A 22,314-nucleotide genomic window follows, 5' to 3' on the forward strand; every position below is an offset into this window, starting at 1 on the left:
GGAGAGTAAAATTTTAACATTCATAATATGAGCATTCATGAGTTTGTCCATCTTCATGTACATACAGAATATAGTCTCCTTGATGGAGCAATAAGAATTGATGAATTAGTTGAACAGGCAAAGAAATACAATATGCCTGCTGTGGCAATAACTGATCATGGAAATCTTTTTGGAGTAGTGGAATTTTATAAAAAAGCCACTAAAGCAGGGATAAAACCTATTATAGGTTGTGAGGTATATGTAGCTCCTCAGAGTCGTTTTGATAAAACAAAGATAAAAGCACCAGGAATGCCAGAGGAAGCATCATTTCATCTTACTTTGTTGGTGGAAAACGAGGAAGGATACAGGAATCTTACCCGACTTGTTACTCTGGCTTATACTGAAGGGTTTTACTACAAACCAAGAATTGATATGGAGCTTTTAAATCAATACTATAGAGGACTTATTGCTCTTTCTGGATGTCTTAAAGGAGAAATCCCACACAGTATTGTTCATGGAAACATTGATAGAGCTGAAAAGACAGCAAAAGAATTAAAAGACCTATTTGGAGAGAACTTTTTCCTTGAAATCCAGTCAAACAGCCTTGTTGAACAGGAGATTGCAAATAAAGGATTAATTGAGATTTCAAAAAAATTTAATATTCCTTTGGTTGCTACCAATGACTGTCACTATCTTTACAGGTCAGATGCAAGGGCACATGAAATTCTGCTTTGCATCCAGACTGGCAAAACTATAAAAGACGAAACAAGACTGAAGTTTCAAACAGACGAGTTTTACTTTAAATCTCCAGAGGAGATTTATTCAGCATTTATTGAAATTCCTCAGGCACTGAAAAATACTCTTGAGATTGCAGATAGATGTAACTTCCATTTTAAACTTGGTGAATACAAGCTTCCAAAATACCATGTTCCCGACGGATACTCAGCAGAAGAATATTTAAAACAACTTGCTCAGGAAGGATTAAAAGAGAGATTTAATGGCAATATCCCTGAGGATTATATAAATCGTCTGGAAGAAGAACTCAAAGTTATAACAAAAATGGGTTTTGCTTCATATTTTCTCATTGTATGGGATTTTATAAATTATGCGAGAAGAAAAAAAATCCCTGTTGGACCTGGAAGGGGTTCAGTAGCAGGAAGCCTTGTTGCTTATGCACTCAAGATTACCGATATAGATCCCATAAAATACGGGCTACTTTTTGAAAGATTTTTAAATCCTGAAAGAATAAGCATGCCTGATATTGATGTGGATTTCTGTAAGGACAGAAGAGAGGAAGTAATTAAATATGTTACAGAAAAATATGGAGTTGACAGAGTTGCACACATTATAACTTTTGGAACAATGGCTGCAAGAGCAGTTGTAAGAGATGTGGGGAGAGCATTAAACATTCCCTATGGTGATGTAGATAAAATTGCCAAAATGATACCATTTGCATGTCCATCTTTACAGCAAGCTTTAAATTTAGAACCAAGACTCAAGGAACTTTACGATAAATCTGAAACGATAAAAGAATTAATTGACATAGCTTTAAGACTTGAAGGACTTGTAAGACACTCATCTCAACATGCTGCAGGCGTTGTTATTTCTCCTGAGCCTCTTGAAGATATAATGCCGCTTTATAAAAATCCAGGTGAAGAGACTGTAATAAGCCAGTTTGATATGAAAGCCCTGGAAGATATTGGATTGCTTAAATTTGACTTTTTAGGTCTTAAAACCCTCACTGTTATTGATGACACAATAAAATATGTTAAAGCTCAGGGTAAAGAGCTGAAATTAGAAAACATTCCTCTTGATGATAAGGAAACATATCAACTTCTTTGTTCAGGACAGACAACAGGAGTATTTCAGCTTGAAAGTAGAGGTATGAGAGAATTACTCAAGAGAGTAGAACCTCAGAGATTTGAGGACCTCATTGCCCTTGTAGCCTTATACAGACCCGGACCCCTTGGCAGTGGTATGGTTGATGATTTTATTAAAAGAAAAAAAGGACTGGTTCCCATTCATTACGATCTGCCAGAGCTAAAAGAAATACTTGATGAAACCTATGGAGTAATTCTTTATCAAGAGCAGGTTATGAAAATTGCCAATAAAATTGCAGGGTTTACAATGGGACAGGCAGATGTTTTAAGAAAGGCAATGGGTAAAAAAATTCCAGAACTGCTTATGAGTCTTAAGGAAGAGTTTGTTCAGGGAGCCATAAGAAACGGAGTGACACAGGACAAAGCAGAAGCTTTATTCAATATAATGGCAGCTTTCGCTGAGTATGGTTTTAATAAATCCCATTCTGCTGCCTATGCTTATTTAGCATACATTACAGCTTATTTAAAAGTTCATTATCCTAAAGAATTCTTTGCAGCAAACCTTTCAAATGAAATGGGAGATACAAATAAAATTGTTAAATTTATAAATGAATGCAAAGCATGGGGTATAGAAATTAAAGGACCTGACATAAACGAAAGCGACAGAGTCTTTACTGTAAGGGAAAATTCCATAAGATTCGGACTTGAAGCTGTCAAAGGAGTAGGAGGCTCTGCCCTTCAATGTATTCTCAATGAAAGGAAAAAGAAAAAATTTACATCAATGACTGATTTCCTGAGCAGAGTTGACACAAGAAAAGTTAACAAAAAAGTGATAGAATCCCTCATTAAAGCAGGAGCATTTGATTCTCTTTATCCTCAATACACTGCCAATCAGGCAAGAGCTATTGCAATGCATGAACTTTTATCCTTTAAAGGCAATAAACTACCTGGTGGATTATTTTTTAATGAGCAAATTATAGAGCCATGGGATAATGAAACTGTACTGAGTGAGGAAAAGACAGCGCTTGGTTTTTATCTTACAGGTCATCCAATGAAACCGCTGAGAGCAGTTTTGAATAGGATGGGGATCTGTACAATTGCTGATATTTTTGATACTGCAGAAGATGAGATTATTGAAATTGAACAGGAGCAGGAGATAAAAATAGCAGGCATTGTGGAAGAAGTAAAAAGTAAAGCAAAGGAAAAAGGTGTTACTGCTTACATAACAATAGAAGATGAGACAGGCAGGGTTGAGGTTGTAATTTATCCTGAACTTTTTAAAAAATGTAGCAATATTTTAACAGAAAAAAACTCAATTATCATTAATGGCATTGTATTTAAATCTCCTGATTCAACAAAATTTCTTGCAAGACAGATAGAAGATATGAAAAATCTGGATTTAAAAATAAAGTATGAATTAAGTGTTGACTGTTCAGACATGGAGAAAGCTTATAAAACTTTGAAAGAAATAAGACAATGTCTTGAAGAAACCCGTAATGGAGAAGGCAAAGTATATATATGTTTAAATCTTGCTGACTGTCATGTTATAATTTTAAGTCCTTTTGAACCGTGCCTTGATTTTGAAACAAAAATACAAAAAATTGAAAATTGTCAGGTGAGAATATTATGACTTATTATCTTGACTTTGAAAAACCCATACAGGAGTTAGAAACAAAAATTGAAGAACTGAAAAAGCTTTCAGATGGCAGTGAGATTGACCTTACTCAGGAGATAAAAAGGCTTAATAAAAAATTAAAAGAATTAAAATCTGAAGTTTACTCAAATCTTACAGCATGGCAGAAGACCCAGCTTGCGAGGCATCCTGAAAGACCTTACACTCTTGATTACATTTCAATGATTTTTGAAGATTTTATTGAGCTTCACGGAGATCGCCGTTTTGGAGACGATCCTGCTGTAGTAGCAGGAATAGGTAAAATTGATGGTGCTTCTTATGCAGTTATAGGACATCAGAAAGGAAGAACAATAAAAGAAAGAATTTATCGAAACTTTGGTCAGGCTCATCCAGAAGGATACAGAAAAGCATTAAGAGTTATGAAACTGGCAGAAAGATTTTCAATGCCTGTCATTACAATGATTGATACTCCGGGTGCTTTTCCAGGGATAGGCGCTGAAGAAAGAGGTCAGGCTGAGGCAATTGCAACAAATCTTATGGAGATGTCTTTGCTGAAAACACCTTTGATTGGGATTGTAATAGGTGAGGGTGGAAGTGGAGGCGCCCTTGCGCTCAGTGTGTGTGACAAAATTTTTATGCTTGAACATTCTGTTTATTCAGTTATATCTCCTGAAGGATGTGCAGCTATACTGTGGAAAAAGAATTCTGATGTGGGAGTGGAAGACTATATGAAGGCAGCGGAAGAACTCAAGCTTACAGCCCAAGATCTGAAGAAATTCGGGATCATTGATGATATAATTCCTGAACCACTTGGTGGAGCTCACAGACAACCGCATGAAACAGGTAAAAGAATCAAAAACAGAATAATCAGCACCGCAGCAGAACTTAGTAAAATACCAGTAGAAGAACTTATTAAAAAAAGATACGAAAAATTCAGGCAAATTGGAAATTTCTGGAGTTCATCTCGTAGTAGAAAGTAAAAAGTCTTTAAATTTTTCTGGGATAATCCATTCAATTCCGAGTTTATTAGCCCATTTGATTAAACCTTGATCACCCGTTACCAGTGTTGCTTTAAGCTCCATAGAAAGAAATATGAGATCAACATCTTCTTTACTGTCAATAATACCTTCACGGAGTGCTTCTCTGTATTTTTTTCTTAAATCTTTAATTACTTCATCAGGTTCTTTCTGTGTGACATTTCTTACAGCATTTTCTGCAACTCTCAAGCCTTTATTTATTCTCTGCCTCATCTCTTCAACGAGCTCATAAAAAAATATTGCCGGGCACTGACTTCTGTGTTTATCAGGAGATTTGATTCTGATTAAAAAATAAAAATCTTTCGGAATTTTTTTTTCATCAACAAAATACATTAACTCCTTAAAAACAGTAGAGGGAATATAAAATTCAAGATTTTTAGCTTTTTTAGCTATTTTTATAAATTCTTCAATCGCCTGTTCAGGACTTTTACCAAAAAAATTTCTTATATCAGGATTTACAAAAACGCTTGTATCAAGAACTATTTTTCGTTTTCTACAAAAAAAATCAATCATTTCAGGATTTCACAGCCTCTCAGGTCAACCTCAAAACTACTCCATGTTCCACAAACAGGGCATCTTCCTACCCATTCTTCAAATGTTGAATGACATGCCCTGCATAGATAAGACAAGGTTGATACCTGTGTTTCAGGGCAAAGTTCTTTAAATTCAGAGATAGCTTTCGTTATCTGATTTCTTCTCATGTAAAGATATCCTTTGATGCAATGTAGTTTTGGAGTTGAACATATGGCTGGATCTATAGAAGACAAGATTTCTATGGCATCATCAATCATTTCCAAACGATAATAAAGTCTGCCAAGAAGAAATTTAAGCTCCACATCATCAGGCTGCTCATTTATTGCTTTGAAGTAAAATTGAATTAGTCTTTTAGGATCACCTATACTGATAAGTAAGTCTTCAAGTCTTATGAGCAAAATTTTTGATTTTAAATTGTCGTATGATTTCTGAAGAAACTCAATTGCTTCCTTAACTCCCTCTTTTGAAAGAATGACCTCTGTCATTCCAAGATAAGCAGGTACAAATTCAGGATAGTTATTAATAAGGCTTGAAAAAACCCTTCCTGCCTGTTCAATCTCGCCAGATTCAAGGTTTACTCTCCCGTACTCGTATGTATATCCTACAAGTTTTTTTTCTTCCTCTGCTTTTTTATATTCAGGAACAAGTTTTAGAATCTTTTTCTGAAGACTGATCAGATCTTCCCATTTTTCAAGTCGTTCCAGAATATTTCTCATTTTGTAATGTGCCAGAGGGCTATCTGGTTCAAGATTTATGATCTGTTCAATATATTTAATTGCGAGTTCATTTTCATTCATTTTTTCCATAACATTTTCCAGAGAAAAAAGAGGAACAATATTTTTAGGATCAAGTTCATAGGCTTTTTTGTAATATTTAAGTGCAGTTTTATAGTCTTCTTCCTTCATTGACAGGTCCCCAAGCCTTATGAGAGCATCTACATGTTCTGGTTCTTCTTTCAATATCTCCTGTAAAGCTTCTTTTGCTTCTTGAACTTTGTCCCTCATGATGTCTCTCAGTGCCTTTGCATAGTAATCCTTTATTTTTTCTTCTTTTTTTTGCTTTTTTTGCAATTGAAGTTTACTTATCAGATTGCTTGTGTCTCTGATAAAAAAGACAATAAAAACAAAAAAGGCTCCAAAACTTAAAGAAAGAAGCATTAATCCTATTTTTGGCATCTCATAAGATGCACCAAATGGAACTTTAATAATTACCATTTCTTTATTTTCCATGGCAAAAAGTCCGATAACTGTGAGAAAAACAAGAAGTAGAAAAATCAAAAATTTTGACATTTCATGTACCTCTCACTCGTGCAGTTTTTTAATTATACCTTAAAAAAGCAAGAAAAATTAATAGCAATTGACAAAATAACATATATATATGTTATTTTTAAAAAATCGGGGCTGTAGCTCAGTTGGGAGAGCGCTTGAATGGCATTCAAGAGGTCGGGGGTTCGACTCCCCTCAGCTCCATTATAAATAATTTCAATAACTTACAAACCTTATGCATTTGCGAAAATCTCCAAATTGTGCACTTTTTGTGCAGTTGATTTTTGTCCGAGCACACTATCCAGCACATCCACCGCTTTAATTTTATGGCTTGGTGCAAGTGAGAATACCTTAAGGTCATGGTCAGTGTTTTATGGCCTAAAAGTTCTTTTACAGTTGTTAGATCAACCCCTGCCATAACAAGGTGAGAAGCGAATGTATGCCTTAGATCATGGAATCTAAAGTCTTGAATCTTTGCTCTTCTACATGCAGAAGCAAAGGATCGCTTAACATCCTGGTAAGGCTTACCAGTTGCAGGATCATAGAATACGTAAGGTGTATCAAGCCGTCTTAAAAGTCCATTAAAAGTTATTCTAAGAGTATCATTTATTGGTATCTCCCTTCTTTCACCATTCTTTGTTTTATCAAGGAAGATAAAACCATGCTTCAGATCAACTTGATCCCACTTAAGGTTAAGAAATTCGCTCTTACGCATACCAGTATTTAGAGCACATATCACAATAGGCCTCAGGTGAGGATCACAAGCATTGATAAGGGTTTGACACTCTTCTTTGGATAAGAATCGTAAACGTCTATTGTTTTCTTGTAAGAATTTAACTTCCTTACACGCTTCAAGGTCTCTTCTTCTACCATGTCCCATTCTACAGCCTTTGTAAACATGTGCTTTATTGTGGCAAGCCATCGGTTACAGGTTGCAGGCTTGTTACCTTTTTGCAATATTTCAGTTTGGTATTGTTCTAAGAGCATTGAACTGAAACGCCTAAGAGGTAGGTTACCAAAAACTTCGTTTAACTGGTTAATGATGTATTTCTTACTCTTAAAACATCTTTGCCTCTCTGCCCATTTTGAGTATTACTCAGCAATTTCATTGAAAGTATGGTTTGCGATATGTTTTATCTCAGGTTGTTTGCCTTCTTTTATGGATTGCCTTTTTTTAATAAGCAAAGCCTCAGCGTCTTTAAATTTTGTAGAGCCTGATGATTCCCTGATAATCCTTCCATCAAGGCCAGCATAATGAATCCAATAAATATTCCAACGCTTAAAGATTCCTTTTGCCATGTTTTGTTACTTTGTTTTTACTTTCTTTTCTAATCTTTACAATTTTTCTTTTTGGATAAAAAGTCCCTTATCAACTTTTGAGAAAAAGTCCTGGTAGTATTTTTCATCATCAATTTGTTTCACCTCCATAATACCACCTCTTTGATCCAAAACTTTTACCTGAAAATTGACACGGACACGAGATTGTTTGCCAAATTCACTTATATTTGCTGTGCATTCTATAATTTGGGCCTTTCTATATGGAGTTTCCCTGCCTCCAAACGCCACACCAAGTTGAACCCAAAATTCACTTGCTTTATCTGTAGCATCTAAAGTTTTTTCTGCAGTTAATAGACCAATATCTGGGACAGCATTTTTTACAATAAAGCCATCATCCTGAAGCACATTAAGCATAGCTTTCATAACTATTTTGATATCATTGGTGTCAAATGTTCGAGTTTGAAATTCACGAATTTGTAATTGTGTCTTTGGTGGAGTAATTTCTGTTGTAGCACAACCAAAAATAAATATGCTCATTATTACTGAAAATATCCAAAACTTCCTCATATTTTTACCTCCCTTTAAAATTTGCTCGAATGGTATGAGAATGACTCTACTTTATTATCCTTACCAAATTTTATAATTACTGTGAGCGTTTTCTGTGTAACACTGGCTGCTCCAGCTTCTCTTGAATAACCTCCACCTATCCCACCCAAAATAAGTGTTGTTTCGGGAATCCCGCCTGCTCCTATCCCACCTCCTATACCACCACTGTCTTTTGAATATGATGCCTCGGTAGCGATTTTATCATAAACCCACGTTTCTTTACCTTCGCTATCTTTGGTCACAATGTTTGGGGAACCTAAAGCACTCACAACATCTGCTTGGGACATTCCAATACGAATTTCTTTTTGAACGATGCCTAAAGTTATCTCTCTTTCTTGAGATGAAGATAAGTTTTTTTGATGCTGAATAGGCGTCATACAACCATAAAATAAAGTTGAAAATACTAAACATAGAATTTGCCAAGACATCCACTTGGTATTACCTCTTCGATAAATCCCTCTTGCCATGTTTTTCCCCTCCTTTTTTTCTAATTCTTTAATGAAAGACTTAATCTCAAAATTGTTTCAATTCCTCATAGGTAGGCTCGCAAACATCTAAAAAGTACAATTGGGTAGTTTATTCTATTATTAGTTTCAATTCCTCATAGGTAGGCTCGCAAACGAAGCACAGCTGAGGTGCTATCTCAACTGCTGGGATTGTTTCAATTCCTCATAGGTAGGCTCGCAAACGAGGGAAAGGTTCTTAACCAGGAAGAGCTGGAGGCGTTTCAATTCCTCATAGGTAGGCTCGCAATATGCAAAAAATTGTCTCTTCCAACCCACCGATGGAGTTTCAATTCCTCATAGGTAGGCTCGCAATTTGTATCTAATGGTAGTGGTAATCGCATTGTGAATGGTTTCAATTCCTCATAGGTAGGCTCGCAATCATAGCACTTCATCACCACCTCACTATAGGAATTGACCGTTTCAATTCCTCATAGGTAGGCTCGCAAACGAAGCACAGCTGAGGTGCTATCTCAACTGCTGGGATTGTTTCAATTCCTCATAGGTAGGCTCGCAATTCATGAGTGATGAGCTAAATAACAATAGCAACGCCGTGTTTCAATTCCTCATAGGTAGGCTCGCAATTCCTCCTGGATTTTTTCTTTCCCCCCGAGTCTTTCTGTGTTTCAATTCCTCATAGGTAGGCTCGCAAACAAAAATGAAATTTGAAGAAATCATTAAAAATTTAATGTTTCAATTCCTCATAGGTAGGCTCGCAAACTCGTCGAATGGCCTGGGGGAGACTGGAACTGTGCAAGTAGTTTCAATTCCTCATAGGTAGGCTCGCAATTCAACAAATGAGTAGTAGATGGAAAAATTGCTTTACCAGTTTCAATTCCTCATAGGTAGGCTCGCAATAGGAGATATGAGAGAAGGGGGAACGTATTTATCTCCACGTTTCAATTCCTCATAGGTAGGCTCGCAATCCAGCCTCCAAAGGAGGCTTTGGGAGGGTCAGTTGTAGTTTCAATTCCTCATAGGTAGGCTCGCAATCGGCCAATTTTATATGGCCCTCCAAAAATTAAAAGCTGAGTTTCAATTCCTCATAGGTAGGCTCGCAAACATATAAACTCCATTCTTTAAAGCACTTGCCCAATCACGTTTCAATTCCTCATAGGTAGGCTCGCAAATTGAGCCAAGAAACAGGTATTCCAATCCCTGACCTGAGTTTCAATTCCTCATAGGTAGGCTCGCAAACCTGGGAAGAACTTCACCCTCGCTATTTACGGGGGTAGTTTCAATTCCTCATAGGTAGGCTCGCAAATTTATTGAGTTCAGTATTTCCTGTATGTCTGAAGTATGTTTCAATTCCTCATAGGTAGGCTCGCAAATCATCTTTTATTTCTTTTCCTAAAGCTTCCAATTCTTGTTTCAATTCCTCATAGGTAGGCTCGCAATGCTGTTGACTCTTTAGCTTTTTCAAATTCTGTATTATCCTGTTTCAATTCCTCATAGGTAGGCTCGCAATGTTGGAATATCCGTGCTTTCACGGATATCCCATTTAGTTTCAATTCCTCATAGGTAGGCTCGCAATGAAATGTAATAATTCCCCGCCAAAGGCGGAGATGTAATGTTTCAATTCCTCATAGGTAGGCTCGCAAACACTCCTGCTCCTGATCCTGTGGCTTAGTAGAAACTGGTTTCAATTCCTCATAGGTAGGCTCGCAAACTTGTTTGATGGGGTCTGCTGGACCCCAAACAACTGCGTTTCAATTCCTCATAGGTAGGCTCGCAAACTTGGACAGCTATCCTGTGTGTTTATTCTCATAGGTACGTTTCAATTCCTCATAGGTAGGCTCGCAAACTCAACAGAGATGAGGTATGGATAGGCTTGGTAGTCTCGGTTTCAATTCCTCATAGGTAGGCTCGCAAACGACAAATGATGTATGCTGTATTTTCCTATCTTTTCTGCGTTTCAATTCCTCATAGGTAGGCTCGCAATAACAGTAGTTCCATCATCAATAGCATCCTGAAGTCCATGTTTCAATTCCTCATAGGTAGGCTCGCAAACGGCTTAAAAAGGCTAAAGATGCCAATGCCTGGGTAAGTTTCAATTCCTCATAGGTAGGCTCGCAAACAAAGTAGAAAGCGACAAGTGTATTAAATGAGTTAGGGTTTCAATTCCTCATAGGTAGGCTCGCAAACCAACTATCTTGAAACAAAAATCCCTGTTCAATCTCCAGTTTCAATTCCTCATAGGTAGGCTCGCAAACCCATGATATCCACTACTTTATCCGAGGCAAATTTTATAGTTTCAATTCCTCATAGGTAGGCTCGCAAACTCCAGAAGTGGCATAGATTGTAGAATTAAACTGAAAATACGTTTCAATTCCTCATAGGTAGGCTCGCAAACTCCCGCCGTAATGGCTTTTGCTACAGCTTTTGATGCCGGTTTCAATTCCTCATAGGTAGGCTCGCAAACCTCTCAGTTGAAGTGGCAGTGTGCCCTTCTGGCCAGGTTTCAATTCCTCATAGGTAGGCTCGCAAACGGGGCTATGCCCCTATGATCCAGAGTACCCAAAGAGAGTTTCAATTCCTCATAGGTAGGCTCGCAATTTCCATACATCCCATGTTACTGAAACACCTATCCAAGTTTCAATTCCTCATAGGTAGGCTCGCAATTTCCATACATCCCATGTTACTGAAACACCTATCCAAGTTTCAATTCCTCATAGGTAGGCTCGCAATTTCCATACATCCCATGTTACTGAAACACCTATCCAAGTTTCAATTCCTCATAGGTAGGCTCGCAATCGTAGTCAGAATATATCCTTTTTTGCTGAAAAATCTGTTTCAATTCCTCATAGGTAGGCTCGCAAAATAATAGGGTATTTTGACCCCACCATAAGGCATGGTAGTTTCAATTCCTCATAGGTAGGCTCGCAACATATCCACTCCAAGATGTCTGTGATACTCGAAAAAGGTTTCAATTCCTCATAGGTAGGCTCGCAAATCAAACCCTGTATCCTCTACAACGGCAACGGATACCCAGTTTCAATTCCTCATAGGTAGGCTCGCAAATGTACTTCTAAAGTGGCAGAAAGGACTGTTGATAAGAGTTTCAATTCCTCATAGGTAGGCTCGCAAATGTGTTCAAAATGTTGGATACAACTCCACCAACTCCAAGTTTCAATTCCTCATAGGTAGGCTCGCAATTTCTTGCAAGCTGAACCAATTTTGGATTAGCAAACAGGTTTCAATTCCTCATAGGTAGGCTCGCAATCATAGCACTTCATCACCACCTCACTATAGGAATTGACCGTTTCAATTCCTCATAGGTAGGCTCGCAATACGTTTAGACAGCCCTCTTCCTGTATTTCCACAACTGTTTCAATTCCTCATAGGTAGGCTCGCAATATATACAATAAGAAAAGCGGCAAATTGGCTGTCTTCTCAATAGTTTCAATTCCTCATAGGTAGGCTCGCAATGGGGGCCCTATACATAGACATAGAGGGGGGAGGCGCGTTTCAATTCCTCATAGGTAGGCTCGCAATTGGCAATATGGATGGCAGTGTCAACCGCGGCAAAAGAGGTTTCAATTCCTCATAGGTAGGCTCGCAATGTCCATAAAAGTTAGGTTTTGCTTCCCAAAAATTGGGTTTCAATTCCTCATAGGTAGGCTCGCAATTCCGCAGCTTAAAAAGGAGGTGCGAGGATGTATTGTTAGGTTTCAATTCCTCATAGGTAGGCTCGCAATTAGGGTACTCGAGAGAGCATTCCCTGAGAAACCCCGGTTTCAATTCCTCATAGGTAGGCTCGCAATCCTCCAAATTCTAATGCATTCAACTGTTTCCGCTTTAAGTTTCAATTCCTCATAGGTAGGCTCGCAATTAATCAGACTCTAACTCGTTTAGTAGGGCATTGGTTGTTTCAATTCCTCATAGGTAGGCTCGCAATCCATCTGGGAAGACCTCTCCCGGAGGGATTTCACAAGTTTCAATTCCTCATAGGTAGGCTCGCAATCGGTATTTGATTGCATCCGTATATGTTCCGCATACAGGGTTTCAATTCCTCATAGGTAGGCTCGCAATTTTATAAGAATGTGAAAGCAGTAGATATACTTCTGTAGTTTCAATTCCTCATAGGTAGGCTCGCAATATGTAGATGTGAATCTGAGTCAACTTACCAGCATGGGTTTCAATTCCTCATAGGTAGGCTCGCAATCTATATAACAACACTGATAATACTACTCCTGCATGGGTTTCAATTCCTCATAGGTAGGCTCGCAATCCTGTCTTTAGAGTTACATAGTTTGTTCCCGGGGAAAGTTTCAATTCCTCATAGGTAGGCTCGCAATGGAAAATGCCCGCAACACCAACAATTTCAGGAAGCAGTTTCAATTCCTCATAGGTAGGCTCGCAATGAAATATGCCAGTTTTTTATGACGAAGGGTCCTGGAGTTTCAATTCCTCATAGGTAGGCTCGCAATGCAATGAGATCCCTGTATTTGTTTTGACCCAGGATTGGTTTCAATTCCTCATAGGTAGGCTCGCAATTGGCAATATGGATGGCAGTGTCAACCGCGGCAAAAGAGGTTTCAATTCCTCATAGGTAGGCTCGCAATTTCTCTAGGAGTAGTTATATTACTTGCAACCCTCCCAGTTTCAATTCCTCATAGGTAGGCTCGCAATGGTTATTACAGTTAGAGGAAACTGGATTGTATATTTGTTTCAATTCCTCATAGGTAGGCTCGCAATAAAGAATCTGGAGAAAAAAGCGGGTACGAGATACTGGTTTCAATTCCTCATAGGTAGGCTCGCAATTTACCTCCCTTTGGCTTATTGTCGGTAAACAGATCAGGTTTCAATTCCTCATAGGTAGGCTCGCAATGTCTCAAATAACTGGAAAGCACCTTATCCATCAGATGTTTCAATTCCTCATAGGTAGGCTCGCAATGCTATTAACTGTAGTAGCTTTTCAGTCTGTTCTGCTTGTTTCAATCCCTCATAGGTAGGCTCGCAATCAGGGGAGCTTACCCCTGAACAGAAAGAAAAACTCCGTTTCAATCCCTCATAGGTAGGCTCGCAATTCCGTGCTAATTCTTTACATCTCCCGAGAAGTAGAGTGTTTCAATCCCTCATAGGTAGGCTCGCAATTTGTTAATGGAAGGAATTCCAAGACTTCCGTACTTTCGTTTCAATCCCTCATAGGTAGGCTCGCAATGTCACCGTCGGGGGTAAAGCTGATCGACAGCGTTGGTTTCAATCCCTCATAGGTAGGCTCGCAATAAATTAAAGGGGGTAAAGATGAAAATTAGAGAATTGAGTTTCAATCCCTCATAGGTAGGCTCGCAATAAAGTAAGAAGTGGACTGAAGAGGATGTCAGGAAGAGTTTCAATCCCTCATAGGTAGGCTCGCAATATACAGTGTCCGTCGGGGCAAACAGTATCTGGTCCAGGTTTCAATCCCTCATAGGTAGGCTCGCAATCTGCTTGGTTTTACGGGGCTTGTAAAGTTTGTAAAAGTTTCAATCCCTCATAGGTAGGCTCGCAATCCAGAAGTGATTACCTGAGAAAACTTATCTTTCCATAGTTTCAATCCCTCATAGGTAGGCTCGCAATCTTTTTTTATTCTAATTTTATTTTAATTTATTTTGTAGTTTCAATCCCTCATAGGTAGGCTCGCAATAGCAGCCAGAGGATTTTCTCCGGGTAGCTCAGAATAGTTTCAATCCCTCATAGGTAGGCTCGCAATTGTCTTTCACAAGTAGTGATTCCCCAGGCTTAGCCGTGTTTCAATCCCTCATAGGTAGGCTCGCAATTTTTATGCCGTGGCCACCAAGGCCATGGCAACATATTGTTTCAATCCCTCATAGGTAGGCTCGCAATCAACTTAAAGAACTTCCAGCACCACCAACTAAACCAGGTTTCAATCCCTCATAGGTAGGCTCGCAATTTAGTGAGTTGGGAAGGGTGAAGCAACAGAATGGGCGTTTCAATTCCTCATAGGTAGGCTCGCAATAAGATAAAAACAGTCAGGGTCAACCTGCCTGTTGAAATGTTTCAATTCCTCATAGGTAGGCTCGCAATGAATTATTCTTCTTGCTCCAGACTGGCAGTTATCTCTATGTTTCAATTCCTCATAGGTAGGCTCGCAATACAGCTGAGCAAGTAGTTAAAATTATTGGGCTTCCAGGTTTCAATTCCTCATAGGTAGGCTCGCAATAAGCTATGGGAACTGCTCTGTGCTTTGCTATTTTTCATAGTTTCAATTCCTCATAGGTAGGCTCGCAATAAAAATTCCATAAATCTTGTAGTTCTGTTTCTTCGAGTTTCAATTCCTCATAGGTAGGCTCGCAATGAATACAAAACCTTACCTACCATTTTACACAGGAAAGTTTCAATTCCTCATAGGTAGGCTCGCAATAAGGATATTTTGTTAAAGTGGCAAAAGAGCATGTTGAGTTTCAATTCCTCATAGGTAGGCTCGCAATTAAATAACTGATTATCGTGTTCCTCATGAGGAAAAAGTTTCAATTCCTCATAGGTAGGCTCGCAATCTTGCTCCTGATCCTGGGGCTGAGTAGAAATAGTTAGTTTCAATTCCTCATAGGTAGGCTCGCAATTCCAAGCTAAAAAGCTTCATAGTTTCAGGCAAAGAGAGTTTCAATTCCTCATAGGTAGGCTCGCAATCAGCAAGTTTTTGTAAAACCAGAGCCTGACCTCTACTGTTTCAATTCCTCATAGGTAGGCTCGCAATGAATACAAAACCTTACCTACCATTTTACACAGGAAAGTTTCAATTCCTCATAGGTAGGCTCGCAATTTTTAGACGAATTAATTCATGAGCTTATTGAAGAAATGTTTCAATTCCTCATAGGTAGGCTCGCAATTTTACCATAGGGTGGGAACGCTTCTATGGGGACAAAGGTTTCAATTCCTCATAGGTAGGCTCGCAATTTGGGATATTATTCAAATGGCAAAAGAATTTACTTGTGTTTCAATTCCTCATAGGTAGGCTCGCAATTCAAAAAGTCAGAATTGCCGCAGAGAACAGACTAAGAGGTTTCAATTCCTCATAGGTAGGCTCGCAATACATTTCAAATCCCGCTTTTGCGATTGAGTTCGCCAGTTTCAATTCCTCATAGGTAGGCTCGCAATTCATTTTCCTGATGTTGATAACAAGACATTAGATGCATGTTTCAATTCCTCATAGGTAGGCTCGCAATTTCTTATACAAATATTTAAAAATTAAACTTGAAAAAAGTTTCAATTCCTCATAGGTAGGCTCGCAATAAGATTGAGAATGTTGGTAATGTAAATTTGAATGATTAGTTTCAATTCCTCATAGGTAGGCTCGCAATTCCCTACAAATCTTTCTCAAAAAATACAGAAAAGAGTTTCAATTCCTCATAGGTAGGCTCGCAATTGGTAATTGGTATGCATTGCCTCGCAAGATTGAGGAGTTTCAATTCCTCATAGGTAGGCTCGCAATTTTGTCATTGAAAATATTTTTTTTATCTCTATTGGGTTTCAATTCCTCATAGGTAGGCTCGCAATAATTTTAACAAAATGGCAAAGGCAGCAATTAGTTCGGTTTCAATTCCTCATAGGTAGGCTCGCAATAGTTAATATTTAGTAGCAACAGATGTTAAAAATGAGTGTTTCAATTCCTCATAGGTAGGCTCGCAATCTTGTCAAGCAATAAATCATCATCAATGTATTTTTTGGTTTCAATTCCTCATAGGTAGGCTCGCAATAGTTAATATTTAGTAGCAACAGATGTTAAAAATGAGTGTTTCAATTCCTCATAGGTAGGCTCGCAATAGGTAGACCCCGAAAAACTATCAGAAATTTCTGAGAAGGGTTTCAATTCCTCATAGGTAGGCTCGCAATGAGGAGAAACTTTGGAGCTTATACTTTACCGTGTCTAGTTTCAATTCCTCATAGGTAGGCTCGCAATGCATAGAAGGTGTCAAAGTCCGATAGCAAAACTCTTGTTTCAATTCCTCATAGGTAGGCTCGCAATTGGCAGGGAGGAGGTGGTTATATTGAGAAAGATTCTTGTTTCAATTCCTCATAGGTAGGCTCGCAATATTATCAAATAGCAGAGGTTGACCTCAGAAATTATAGTTTCAATTCCTCATAGGTAGGCTCGCAATTTATCCCCCTTTGGCTTAAGGGCAGTAAACAGATCAGGTTTCAATTCCTCATAGGTAGGCTCGCAATCCAAAATCACCTTTGCCATAGTCTTCCTCCTTTTTTTGTTTCAATTCCTCATAGGTAGGCTCGCAATTTGTATTCCTCATGATTCATAAATACAGCTTTAGCCTGTTTCAATTCCTCATAGGTAGGCTCGCAATAATGATGCACTGGCAGTTCCTCCGGGTTTTGTCTTAGTGTTTCAATTCCTCATAGGTAGGCTCGCAATTGAGACTACTGCCAACGGCATAAATTTCTTTTATGAGTTTCAATTCCTCATAGGTAGGCTCGCAATCCCTTCAACATCAACAATTTCAGCTTTCTGAAGCAGGTTTCAATTCCTCATAGGTAGGCTCGCAATTCAAGCCACATTTCTGTTTCAATTTTTCCGTATTGTCGTTTCAATTCCTCATAGGTAGGCTCGCAATCTACTTCAAACGAAAAACTTGAAAATAGCTATTTTCTGCGGTTTCAATTCCTCATAGGTAGGCTCGCAATTGAACGATGCTACTTTTTACCCCAAGCTCACTTATGTTGTGTTTCAATTCCTCATAGGTAGGCTCGCAATTATGCACAGGATAATAAGATGGCACAAGGAGAATTCGTTTCAATTCCTCATAGGTAGGCTCGCAATAAATTGATAAAGTTAATTCAATTTCTACGCCTCCAGTTTCAATTCCTCATAGGTAGGCTCGCAATTCTTGATGAGGCCAAGGAAAGACTAAAGAGAAAATGTTTCAATTCCTCATAGGTAGGCTCGCAATTCTTCCTCAAAGAGTACAGAAAAGACAACGACTTATTTAGTTTCAATTCCTCATAGGTAGGCTCGCAATATATCTACAGTTACACCGCCAATGTCCTTATATACAAAACGTTTCAATTCCTCATAGGTAGGCTCGCAATTGGGAGGAGCTACCAGCATCATTGCTCTTTTCCATTGTTTCAATTCCTCATAGGTAGGCTCGCAATTACTTTCATAAGATATACGGGGTCACAGAGAAGTTGTTTCAATTCCTCATAGGTAGGCTCGCAATACCCTGAGCGCGCGGAAGAATACGCAGAGTACAGGGTGTTTCAATTCCTCATAGGTAGGCTCGCAATGCATAGAAGGTGTCAAAGTCCGATAGCAAAACTCTTGTTTCAATTCCTCATAGGTAGGCTCGCAATTGGCAGGGAGGAGGTGGTTATATTGAGAAAGATTCTTGTTTCAATTCCTCATAGGTAGGCTCGCAATATTATCAAATAGCAGAGGTTGACCTCAGAAATTATAGTTTCAATTCCTCATAGGTAGGCTCGCAATTTATCCCCCTTTGGCTTAAGGGCAGTAAACAGATCAGGTTTCAATTCCTCATAGGTAGGCTCGCAATCCAAAATCACCTTTGCCATAGTCTTCCTCCTTTTTTTGTTTCAATTCCTCATAGGTAGGCTCGCAATTTGTATTCCTCATGATTCATAAATACAGCTTTAGCCTGTTTCAATTCCTCATAGGTAGGCTCGCAATTTAGAAAAAAAGATAGAGGGTATTGACAAAGAGGAAGAGTTTCAATTCCTCATAGGTAGGCTCGCAATGTGGAGAGCATCATCCAGAATAGATTATCTATGTATTTGTTTCAATTCCTCATAGGTAGGCTCGCAATGAAAAAGCTCGCAGGGACATGGGAAGGCGAGTTTTTGTTTCAATTCCTCATAGGTAGGCTCGCAATAAATTGAGCAGGGCATTAAAAAGTGCACTGTCATTGAGTTTCAATTCCTCATAGGTAGGCTCGCAATCAACAAAAATGTATATACTGTCAGAAAGTGGATATCCGTTTCAATTCCTCATAGGTAGGCTCGCAATGTTTACAAAAAGTTGCTTACAGCAGAAAAGAAAAAGAAGTTTCAATTCCTCATAGGTAGGCTCGCAATCTGAATACATCCGAGAGCTTGCGGAGAGTATCAGGGAAGTTTCAATTCCTCATAGGTAGGCTCGCAATTTGTCGGTTCTATATAAAACCAGCAGGGGGAGAACAGTTTCAATTCCTCATAGGTAGGCTCGCAATATTGTTTTTGTGAATTATGGGAGGGTTGCAAGTAATAGTTTCAATTCCTCATAGGTAGGCTCGCAATGATACTCTGTATAGTCTCCCTGGTATGTCTGAAAAGTGTTTCAATTCCTCATAGGTAGGCTCGCAATTGTATCCATTTATCAAGAAGTATGACTGCTGCTACTGTTTCAATTCCTCATAGGTAGGCTCGCAATTAGGGTGGAGGCAAAATACAGTGATATTCGACGAAGAGTTTCAATTCCTCATAGGTAGGCTCGCAATGGATGGGAAGTTGGATTTGCAAACTCTATACATGACGGTTTCAATTCCTCATAGGTAGGCTCGCAATACACCAGTGGAAAGAGATTTTCCATGGGGGAAAAGAGTTTCAATTCCTCATAGGTAGGCTCGCAATGAACTAAACTACAGGCAACAGTAGCAGGAAATGGCTTGTTTCAATTCCTCATAGGTAGGCTCGCAATGGTATTAATTTTGAAATCTGGTTTTTTATTTGGTTCTGGTTTCAATTCCTCATAGGTAGGCTCGCAATTCAGTTTTTGTCTCAGGGTTTGTATATAGTAGATAATAGTTTCAATTCCTCATAGGTAGGCTCGCAATGACTCTTTGTGATGGAGTTACCAAGGCATATCGTAAGTTTCAATTCCTCATAGGTAGGCTCGCAATTTGGAAACGCGGTATATGGTGTGTATGTGTACGAAAGTTTCAATTCCTCATAGGTAGGCTCGCAATTCAGTCGGTTTCTTTAAAGTTGGGGGTGATGTAGGAAAGTTTCAATTCCTCATAGGTAGGCTCGCAATTAATTTCTGCCATGCTGGCACCCCCTATTAATTTTTTGTTTCAATTCCTCATAGGTAGGCTCGCAATAAGAATTATTGTTATGTAATCGATGACCCCGAGGAGGTTTCAATTCCTCATAGGTAGGCTCGCAATTCTTTTCCAAAAAAAGAAATTGCTTTTGATTTCCCTAGTTTCAATTCCTCATAGGTAGGCTCGCAATATTTCCCTGATAAAGTAAAAAAGAGAGGAGGTGATAAGTTTCAATTCCTCATAGGTAGGCTCGCAATAATTTCCCCCTCTTAACCCAATCCCTGTGGATTGGAGTTTCAATTCCTCATAGGTAGGCTCGCAATTCTGAAGACCCAATCAGAAAGATAAATAGCTTTTACTTGTTTCAATTCCTCATAGGTAGGCTCGCAATCAGGATGCGTGAGATATACCAGATATCAGTTCCACTGTTTCAATTCCTCATAGGTAGGCTCGCAATCTAGGGATAAAAGGAAATATCCTTTCAATCGTAATAGGTTTCAATTCCTCATAGGTAGGCTCGCAATTTCTATCAGTGACGGATATTTTGTGATTCTTCTGTCGTTTCAATTCCTCATAGGTAGGCTCGCAATGTATTCCTTGAAGCCATGGAGGTAAACTTCCTTGTGGGTTTCAATTCCTCATAGGTAGGCTCGCAATCCTGTTGAAAATGAACTCAAAGCACTAAGAGTAACTCGTTTCAATTCCTCATAGGTAGGCTCGCAATCGTGTAAAGTCGAGTTTACAAGGAGTTGCTTACAGCGTTTCAATTCCTCATAGGTAGGCTCGCAATTAAAGTGGAAAATTACAAAAATCATAGACCTTCAAAGGTTTCAATTCCTCATAGGTAGGCTCGCAATTTTATGAATTTGGAATCTCCTTTGAGGAGAAACACCCGTTTCAATTCCTCATAGGTAGGCTCGCAATCTTTAGGGTTATCCTTGTTTTCAACTACATAGTTAGTTTCAATTCCTCATAGGTAGGCTCGCAATTTCACAATCTTGATTTCTGCCCCTACCGTTATATCCTGTTTCAATTCCTCATAGGTAGGCTCGCAATGAGTCAATGTATTCTTTTACAATTGTTTTTGCGTCTTCGTTTCAATTCCTCATAGGTAGGCTCGCAATGTTTGCAGGCGAATATGGAATGACTTTATTGTAGTTAGTTTCAATTCCTCATAGGTAGGCTCGCAATAGATTGATCAGGGCATCAGAGGATGCCCTGTTATTGAGTTTCAATTCCTCATAGGTAGGCTCGCAATGGAAATAGAGAACGGTTGAGGAATCCGCTATTTGTCTGTTTCAATTCCTCATAGGTAGGCTCGCAATATAAACTGGGATGAAATACGAGAGATTGTAGGTATAGGTTTCAATTCCTCATAGGTAGGCTCGCAATCTACAGTAGTAATCAAAAAAATTGATCTTCATGAAGTTTCAATTCCTCATAGGTAGGCTCGCAATTCAATCGGAGAAACAGGCTTGTTAAAATTTAGAGATAGTTTCAATTCCTCATAGGTAGGCTCGCAATAAAATACAAGAAATTGCTAAAGATTTTGGAATTAGTCTGTTTCAATTCCTCATAGGTAGGCTCGCAATTCGTCTTCTGCCGTTAAACATTCAAAAATTTGATAGGTTTCAATTCCTCATAGGTAGGCTCGCAATCGCTCCGTGAATGGTTGCACACTATAAAGAATATGTAGTTTCAATTCCTCATAGGTAGGCTCGCAATTTTGGTGATCTTGATGCTATAAAAAAACTACAACAGCGTTTCAATTCCTCATAGGTAGGCTCGCAATACGAAAGAACTAGAGGAAGAGTTGAGCTATTATATAGTTTCAATTCCTCATAGGTAGGCTCGCAATATCTACTTCAGGTGGCAGACTTTTCAGTCCTGGGTCGTTTCAATTCCTCATAGGTAGGCTCGCAATCTTTGAGGAGTTTAATAATGCTTGCTCCCCCAACTTGTTTCAATTCCTCATAGGTAGGCTCGCAATTTTTTTTGTCAATTTTGTCTTTATCAAAAAAGTAAATGGTTTCAATTCCTCATAGGTAGGCTCGCAATAAAAAATTTTGATATAATTAAAGTAGAATAAAAAAAGTTTCAATTCCTCATAGGTAGGCTCGCAATATATTCTCTCCTACTTGCTCAATATGCATTCTCAAAATGTTTCAATTCCTCATAGGTAGGCTCGCAATCCATTTTTTATGCGAAAAATCAAAACATAATTTTCAAAGAACAATAGAATTATTTTATTTTTTATCATAAGTTCCCTTAAAAAATCAACTTTTCCTTCGTCGCTGTCCCAGCATTTTTGCATTATCAGGGATAGACGAATCTCAGAGTATCACCTCTTCCCCTCCCTTCTCTATGCCCATTATCTCCCGCCTTGTATACCAGCCTGTCCTGAAGGTATAGATAATGATGGAGTCCTCCTCTTCATTGATTATCTTCCTTAACTCACTCTTGAGCTTCTCAAGCCTTGCCACTGTTATCTCTCCCTCAAATACAGAATTCTGCACCCAGTGTAGATACTTTCTGCAAATCTTCAAAACGAGCAACAACTGGAAAATGCTCATCAACAAGACAGTCGTGTAGATACTTTCTGCAAATCTTCAAAACCTTCTGAACCCTTTCTTCTTTGACATCATAAACAAGTATTACATTCATT

Annotated in this window: 9 protein-coding genes, 1 tRNA gene, 1 pseudogene and 1 CRISPR repeat array; of the genes and pseudogenes, 3 read left to right on the forward strand and 8 right to left on the reverse strand. The window is 38.7% G+C overall.

Going from position 1 to position 22,314, the window contains the following annotated elements:
* The first annotated feature begins 27 nt into the window (after positions 1 to 27).
* Positions 28 to 3,429 carry a DNA polymerase III subunit alpha gene (locus tag V4D31_RS02925; RefSeq protein ID WP_353686750.1) on the forward strand — a complete coding sequence of 1,134 codons (3,402 nt, stop codon included), beginning with the start codon at positions 28 to 30 and terminating at the stop codon, positions 3,427 to 3,429.
* Complete coding sequence (locus V4D31_RS02930; protein WP_353686751.1) at positions 3,426 to 4,412, forward strand: acetyl-CoA carboxylase carboxyltransferase subunit alpha; 987 nt, start codon at positions 3,426 to 3,428, stop codon at positions 4,410 to 4,412. The genes V4D31_RS02925 and V4D31_RS02930 overlap by 4 nt, the downstream gene beginning before the upstream one ends.
* On the opposite strand, the gene V4D31_RS02935 is transcribed toward V4D31_RS02930, so the two are convergent.
* A complete protein-coding gene (locus V4D31_RS02935) occupies positions 4,392 to 4,982 on the reverse strand; it encodes an RNA ligase partner protein (protein ID WP_353686752.1) in 591 nt (196 codons plus the stop codon). The two genes, V4D31_RS02930 and V4D31_RS02935, sit on opposite strands and share 21 nt — an antisense overlap.
* Complete coding sequence (locus V4D31_RS02940) at positions 4,979 to 6,292, reverse strand: tetratricopeptide repeat protein (RefSeq protein ID WP_353686753.1); 1,314 nt, start codon at positions 6,290 to 6,292, stop codon at positions 4,979 to 4,981. The genes V4D31_RS02935 and V4D31_RS02940 overlap by 4 nt, the downstream gene beginning before the upstream one ends.
* Before the next feature lie 107 nt (positions 6,293 to 6,399).
* On the opposite strand from V4D31_RS02940, the gene V4D31_RS02945 reads away from it, so the two are divergent.
* Positions 6,400 to 6,472: transfer RNA gene (locus tag V4D31_RS02945), tRNA-Ala, on the forward strand.
* Here the strand turns inward: V4D31_RS02945 and V4D31_RS02950 are convergent.
* The 6 genes and pseudogenes from V4D31_RS02950 to V4D31_RS02975 all read right to left on the reverse strand — a co-directional run.
* On the reverse strand, positions 6,438 to 7,148 hold the full coding sequence (locus V4D31_RS02950) for a site-specific integrase (protein WP_353686754.1): 711 nt from the start codon (positions 7,146 to 7,148) through the stop codon (positions 6,438 to 6,440). The genes V4D31_RS02945 and V4D31_RS02950 overlap by 35 nt on opposite strands.
* Before the next feature lie 212 nt (positions 7,149 to 7,360).
* The gene (locus tag V4D31_RS02955; protein ID WP_353686755.1) at positions 7,361 to 7,567 is read right to left on the reverse strand and encodes a hypothetical protein; all 207 of its coding nucleotides are present in this window, start codon (positions 7,565 to 7,567) and stop codon (positions 7,361 to 7,363) included.
* A 36-nt stretch (positions 7,568 to 7,603) separates the two neighbouring features.
* Positions 7,604 to 8,113, reverse strand: coding sequence for a hypothetical protein (locus V4D31_RS02960; protein ID WP_353686756.1), 510 nt, complete (start codon positions 8,111 to 8,113; stop codon positions 7,604 to 7,606).
* Positions 8,114 to 8,127: 14 nt separating this feature from the next.
* Positions 8,128 to 8,619: a hypothetical protein gene (locus V4D31_RS02965; protein WP_353686757.1), complete on the reverse strand. Its 492-nt coding sequence runs from the start codon at positions 8,617 to 8,619 to the stop codon at positions 8,128 to 8,130.
* Between the two features lie 54 nt (positions 8,620 to 8,673).
* Positions 8,674 to 21,841: direct repeats of the CRISPR family, unit length 29 nt; unit sequence GTTTCAATTCCTCATAGGTAGGCTCGCAA.
* 141 nt (positions 21,842 to 21,982) lie between these two features.
* A complete protein-coding gene (cas2, locus tag V4D31_RS02970) occupies positions 21,983 to 22,222 on the reverse strand; it encodes a CRISPR-associated endonuclease Cas2 (protein WP_353686758.1) in 240 nt (79 codons plus the stop codon).
* A gap of 13 nt (positions 22,223 to 22,235) precedes the next feature.
* A pseudogene (locus V4D31_RS02975) lies at positions 22,236 to 22,313 on the reverse strand (CRISPR-associated endonuclease Cas2); the annotation flags it as partial.
* Position 22,314 lies beyond the last annotated feature (1 nt).

Source organism: Thermodesulfovibrio sp. 3462-1, from assembly GCF_040451425.1.
GTDB classification, from domain to species: domain Bacteria; phylum Nitrospirota; class Thermodesulfovibrionia; order Thermodesulfovibrionales; family Thermodesulfovibrionaceae; genus Thermodesulfovibrio; species Thermodesulfovibrio obliviosus.

Bases quoted from the DNA above. Each gene is read 5' to 3' on its own strand.
- V4D31_RS02925 (WP_353686750.1), top strand. From the start codon at position 28: ATGAGCATTCATGAGTTTGTCCATCTTCATGTACATACAGAATATAGT.
- V4D31_RS02930 (WP_353686751.1), top strand. From the start codon at position 3,426: ATGACTTATTATCTTGACTTTGAAAAACCCATACAGGAGTTAGAAACA.
- V4D31_RS02935 (WP_353686752.1), bottom strand. From the start codon at position 4,982: ATGATTGATTTTTTTTGTAGAAAACGAAAAATAGTTCTTGATACAAGC.
- V4D31_RS02940 (WP_353686753.1), bottom strand. From the start codon at position 6,292: ATGTCAAAATTTTTGATTTTTCTACTTCTTGTTTTTCTCACAGTTATC.
- V4D31_RS02950 (WP_353686754.1), bottom strand. From the start codon at position 7,148: ATGGGACATGGTAGAAGAAGAGACCTTGAAGCGTGTAAGGAAGTTAAA.
- V4D31_RS02955 (WP_353686755.1), bottom strand. From the start codon at position 7,567: ATGGCAAAAGGAATCTTTAAGCGTTGGAATATTTATTGGATTCATTAT.
- V4D31_RS02960 (WP_353686756.1), bottom strand. From the start codon at position 8,113: ATGAGGAAGTTTTGGATATTTTCAGTAATAATGAGCATATTTATTTTT.
- V4D31_RS02965 (WP_353686757.1), bottom strand. From the start codon at position 8,619: ATGGCAAGAGGGATTTATCGAAGAGGTAATACCAAGTGGATGTCTTGG.
- cas2 (WP_353686758.1), bottom strand. From the start codon at position 22,222: ATGAGCATTTTCCAGTTGTTGCTCGTTTTGAAGATTTGCAGAAAGTAT.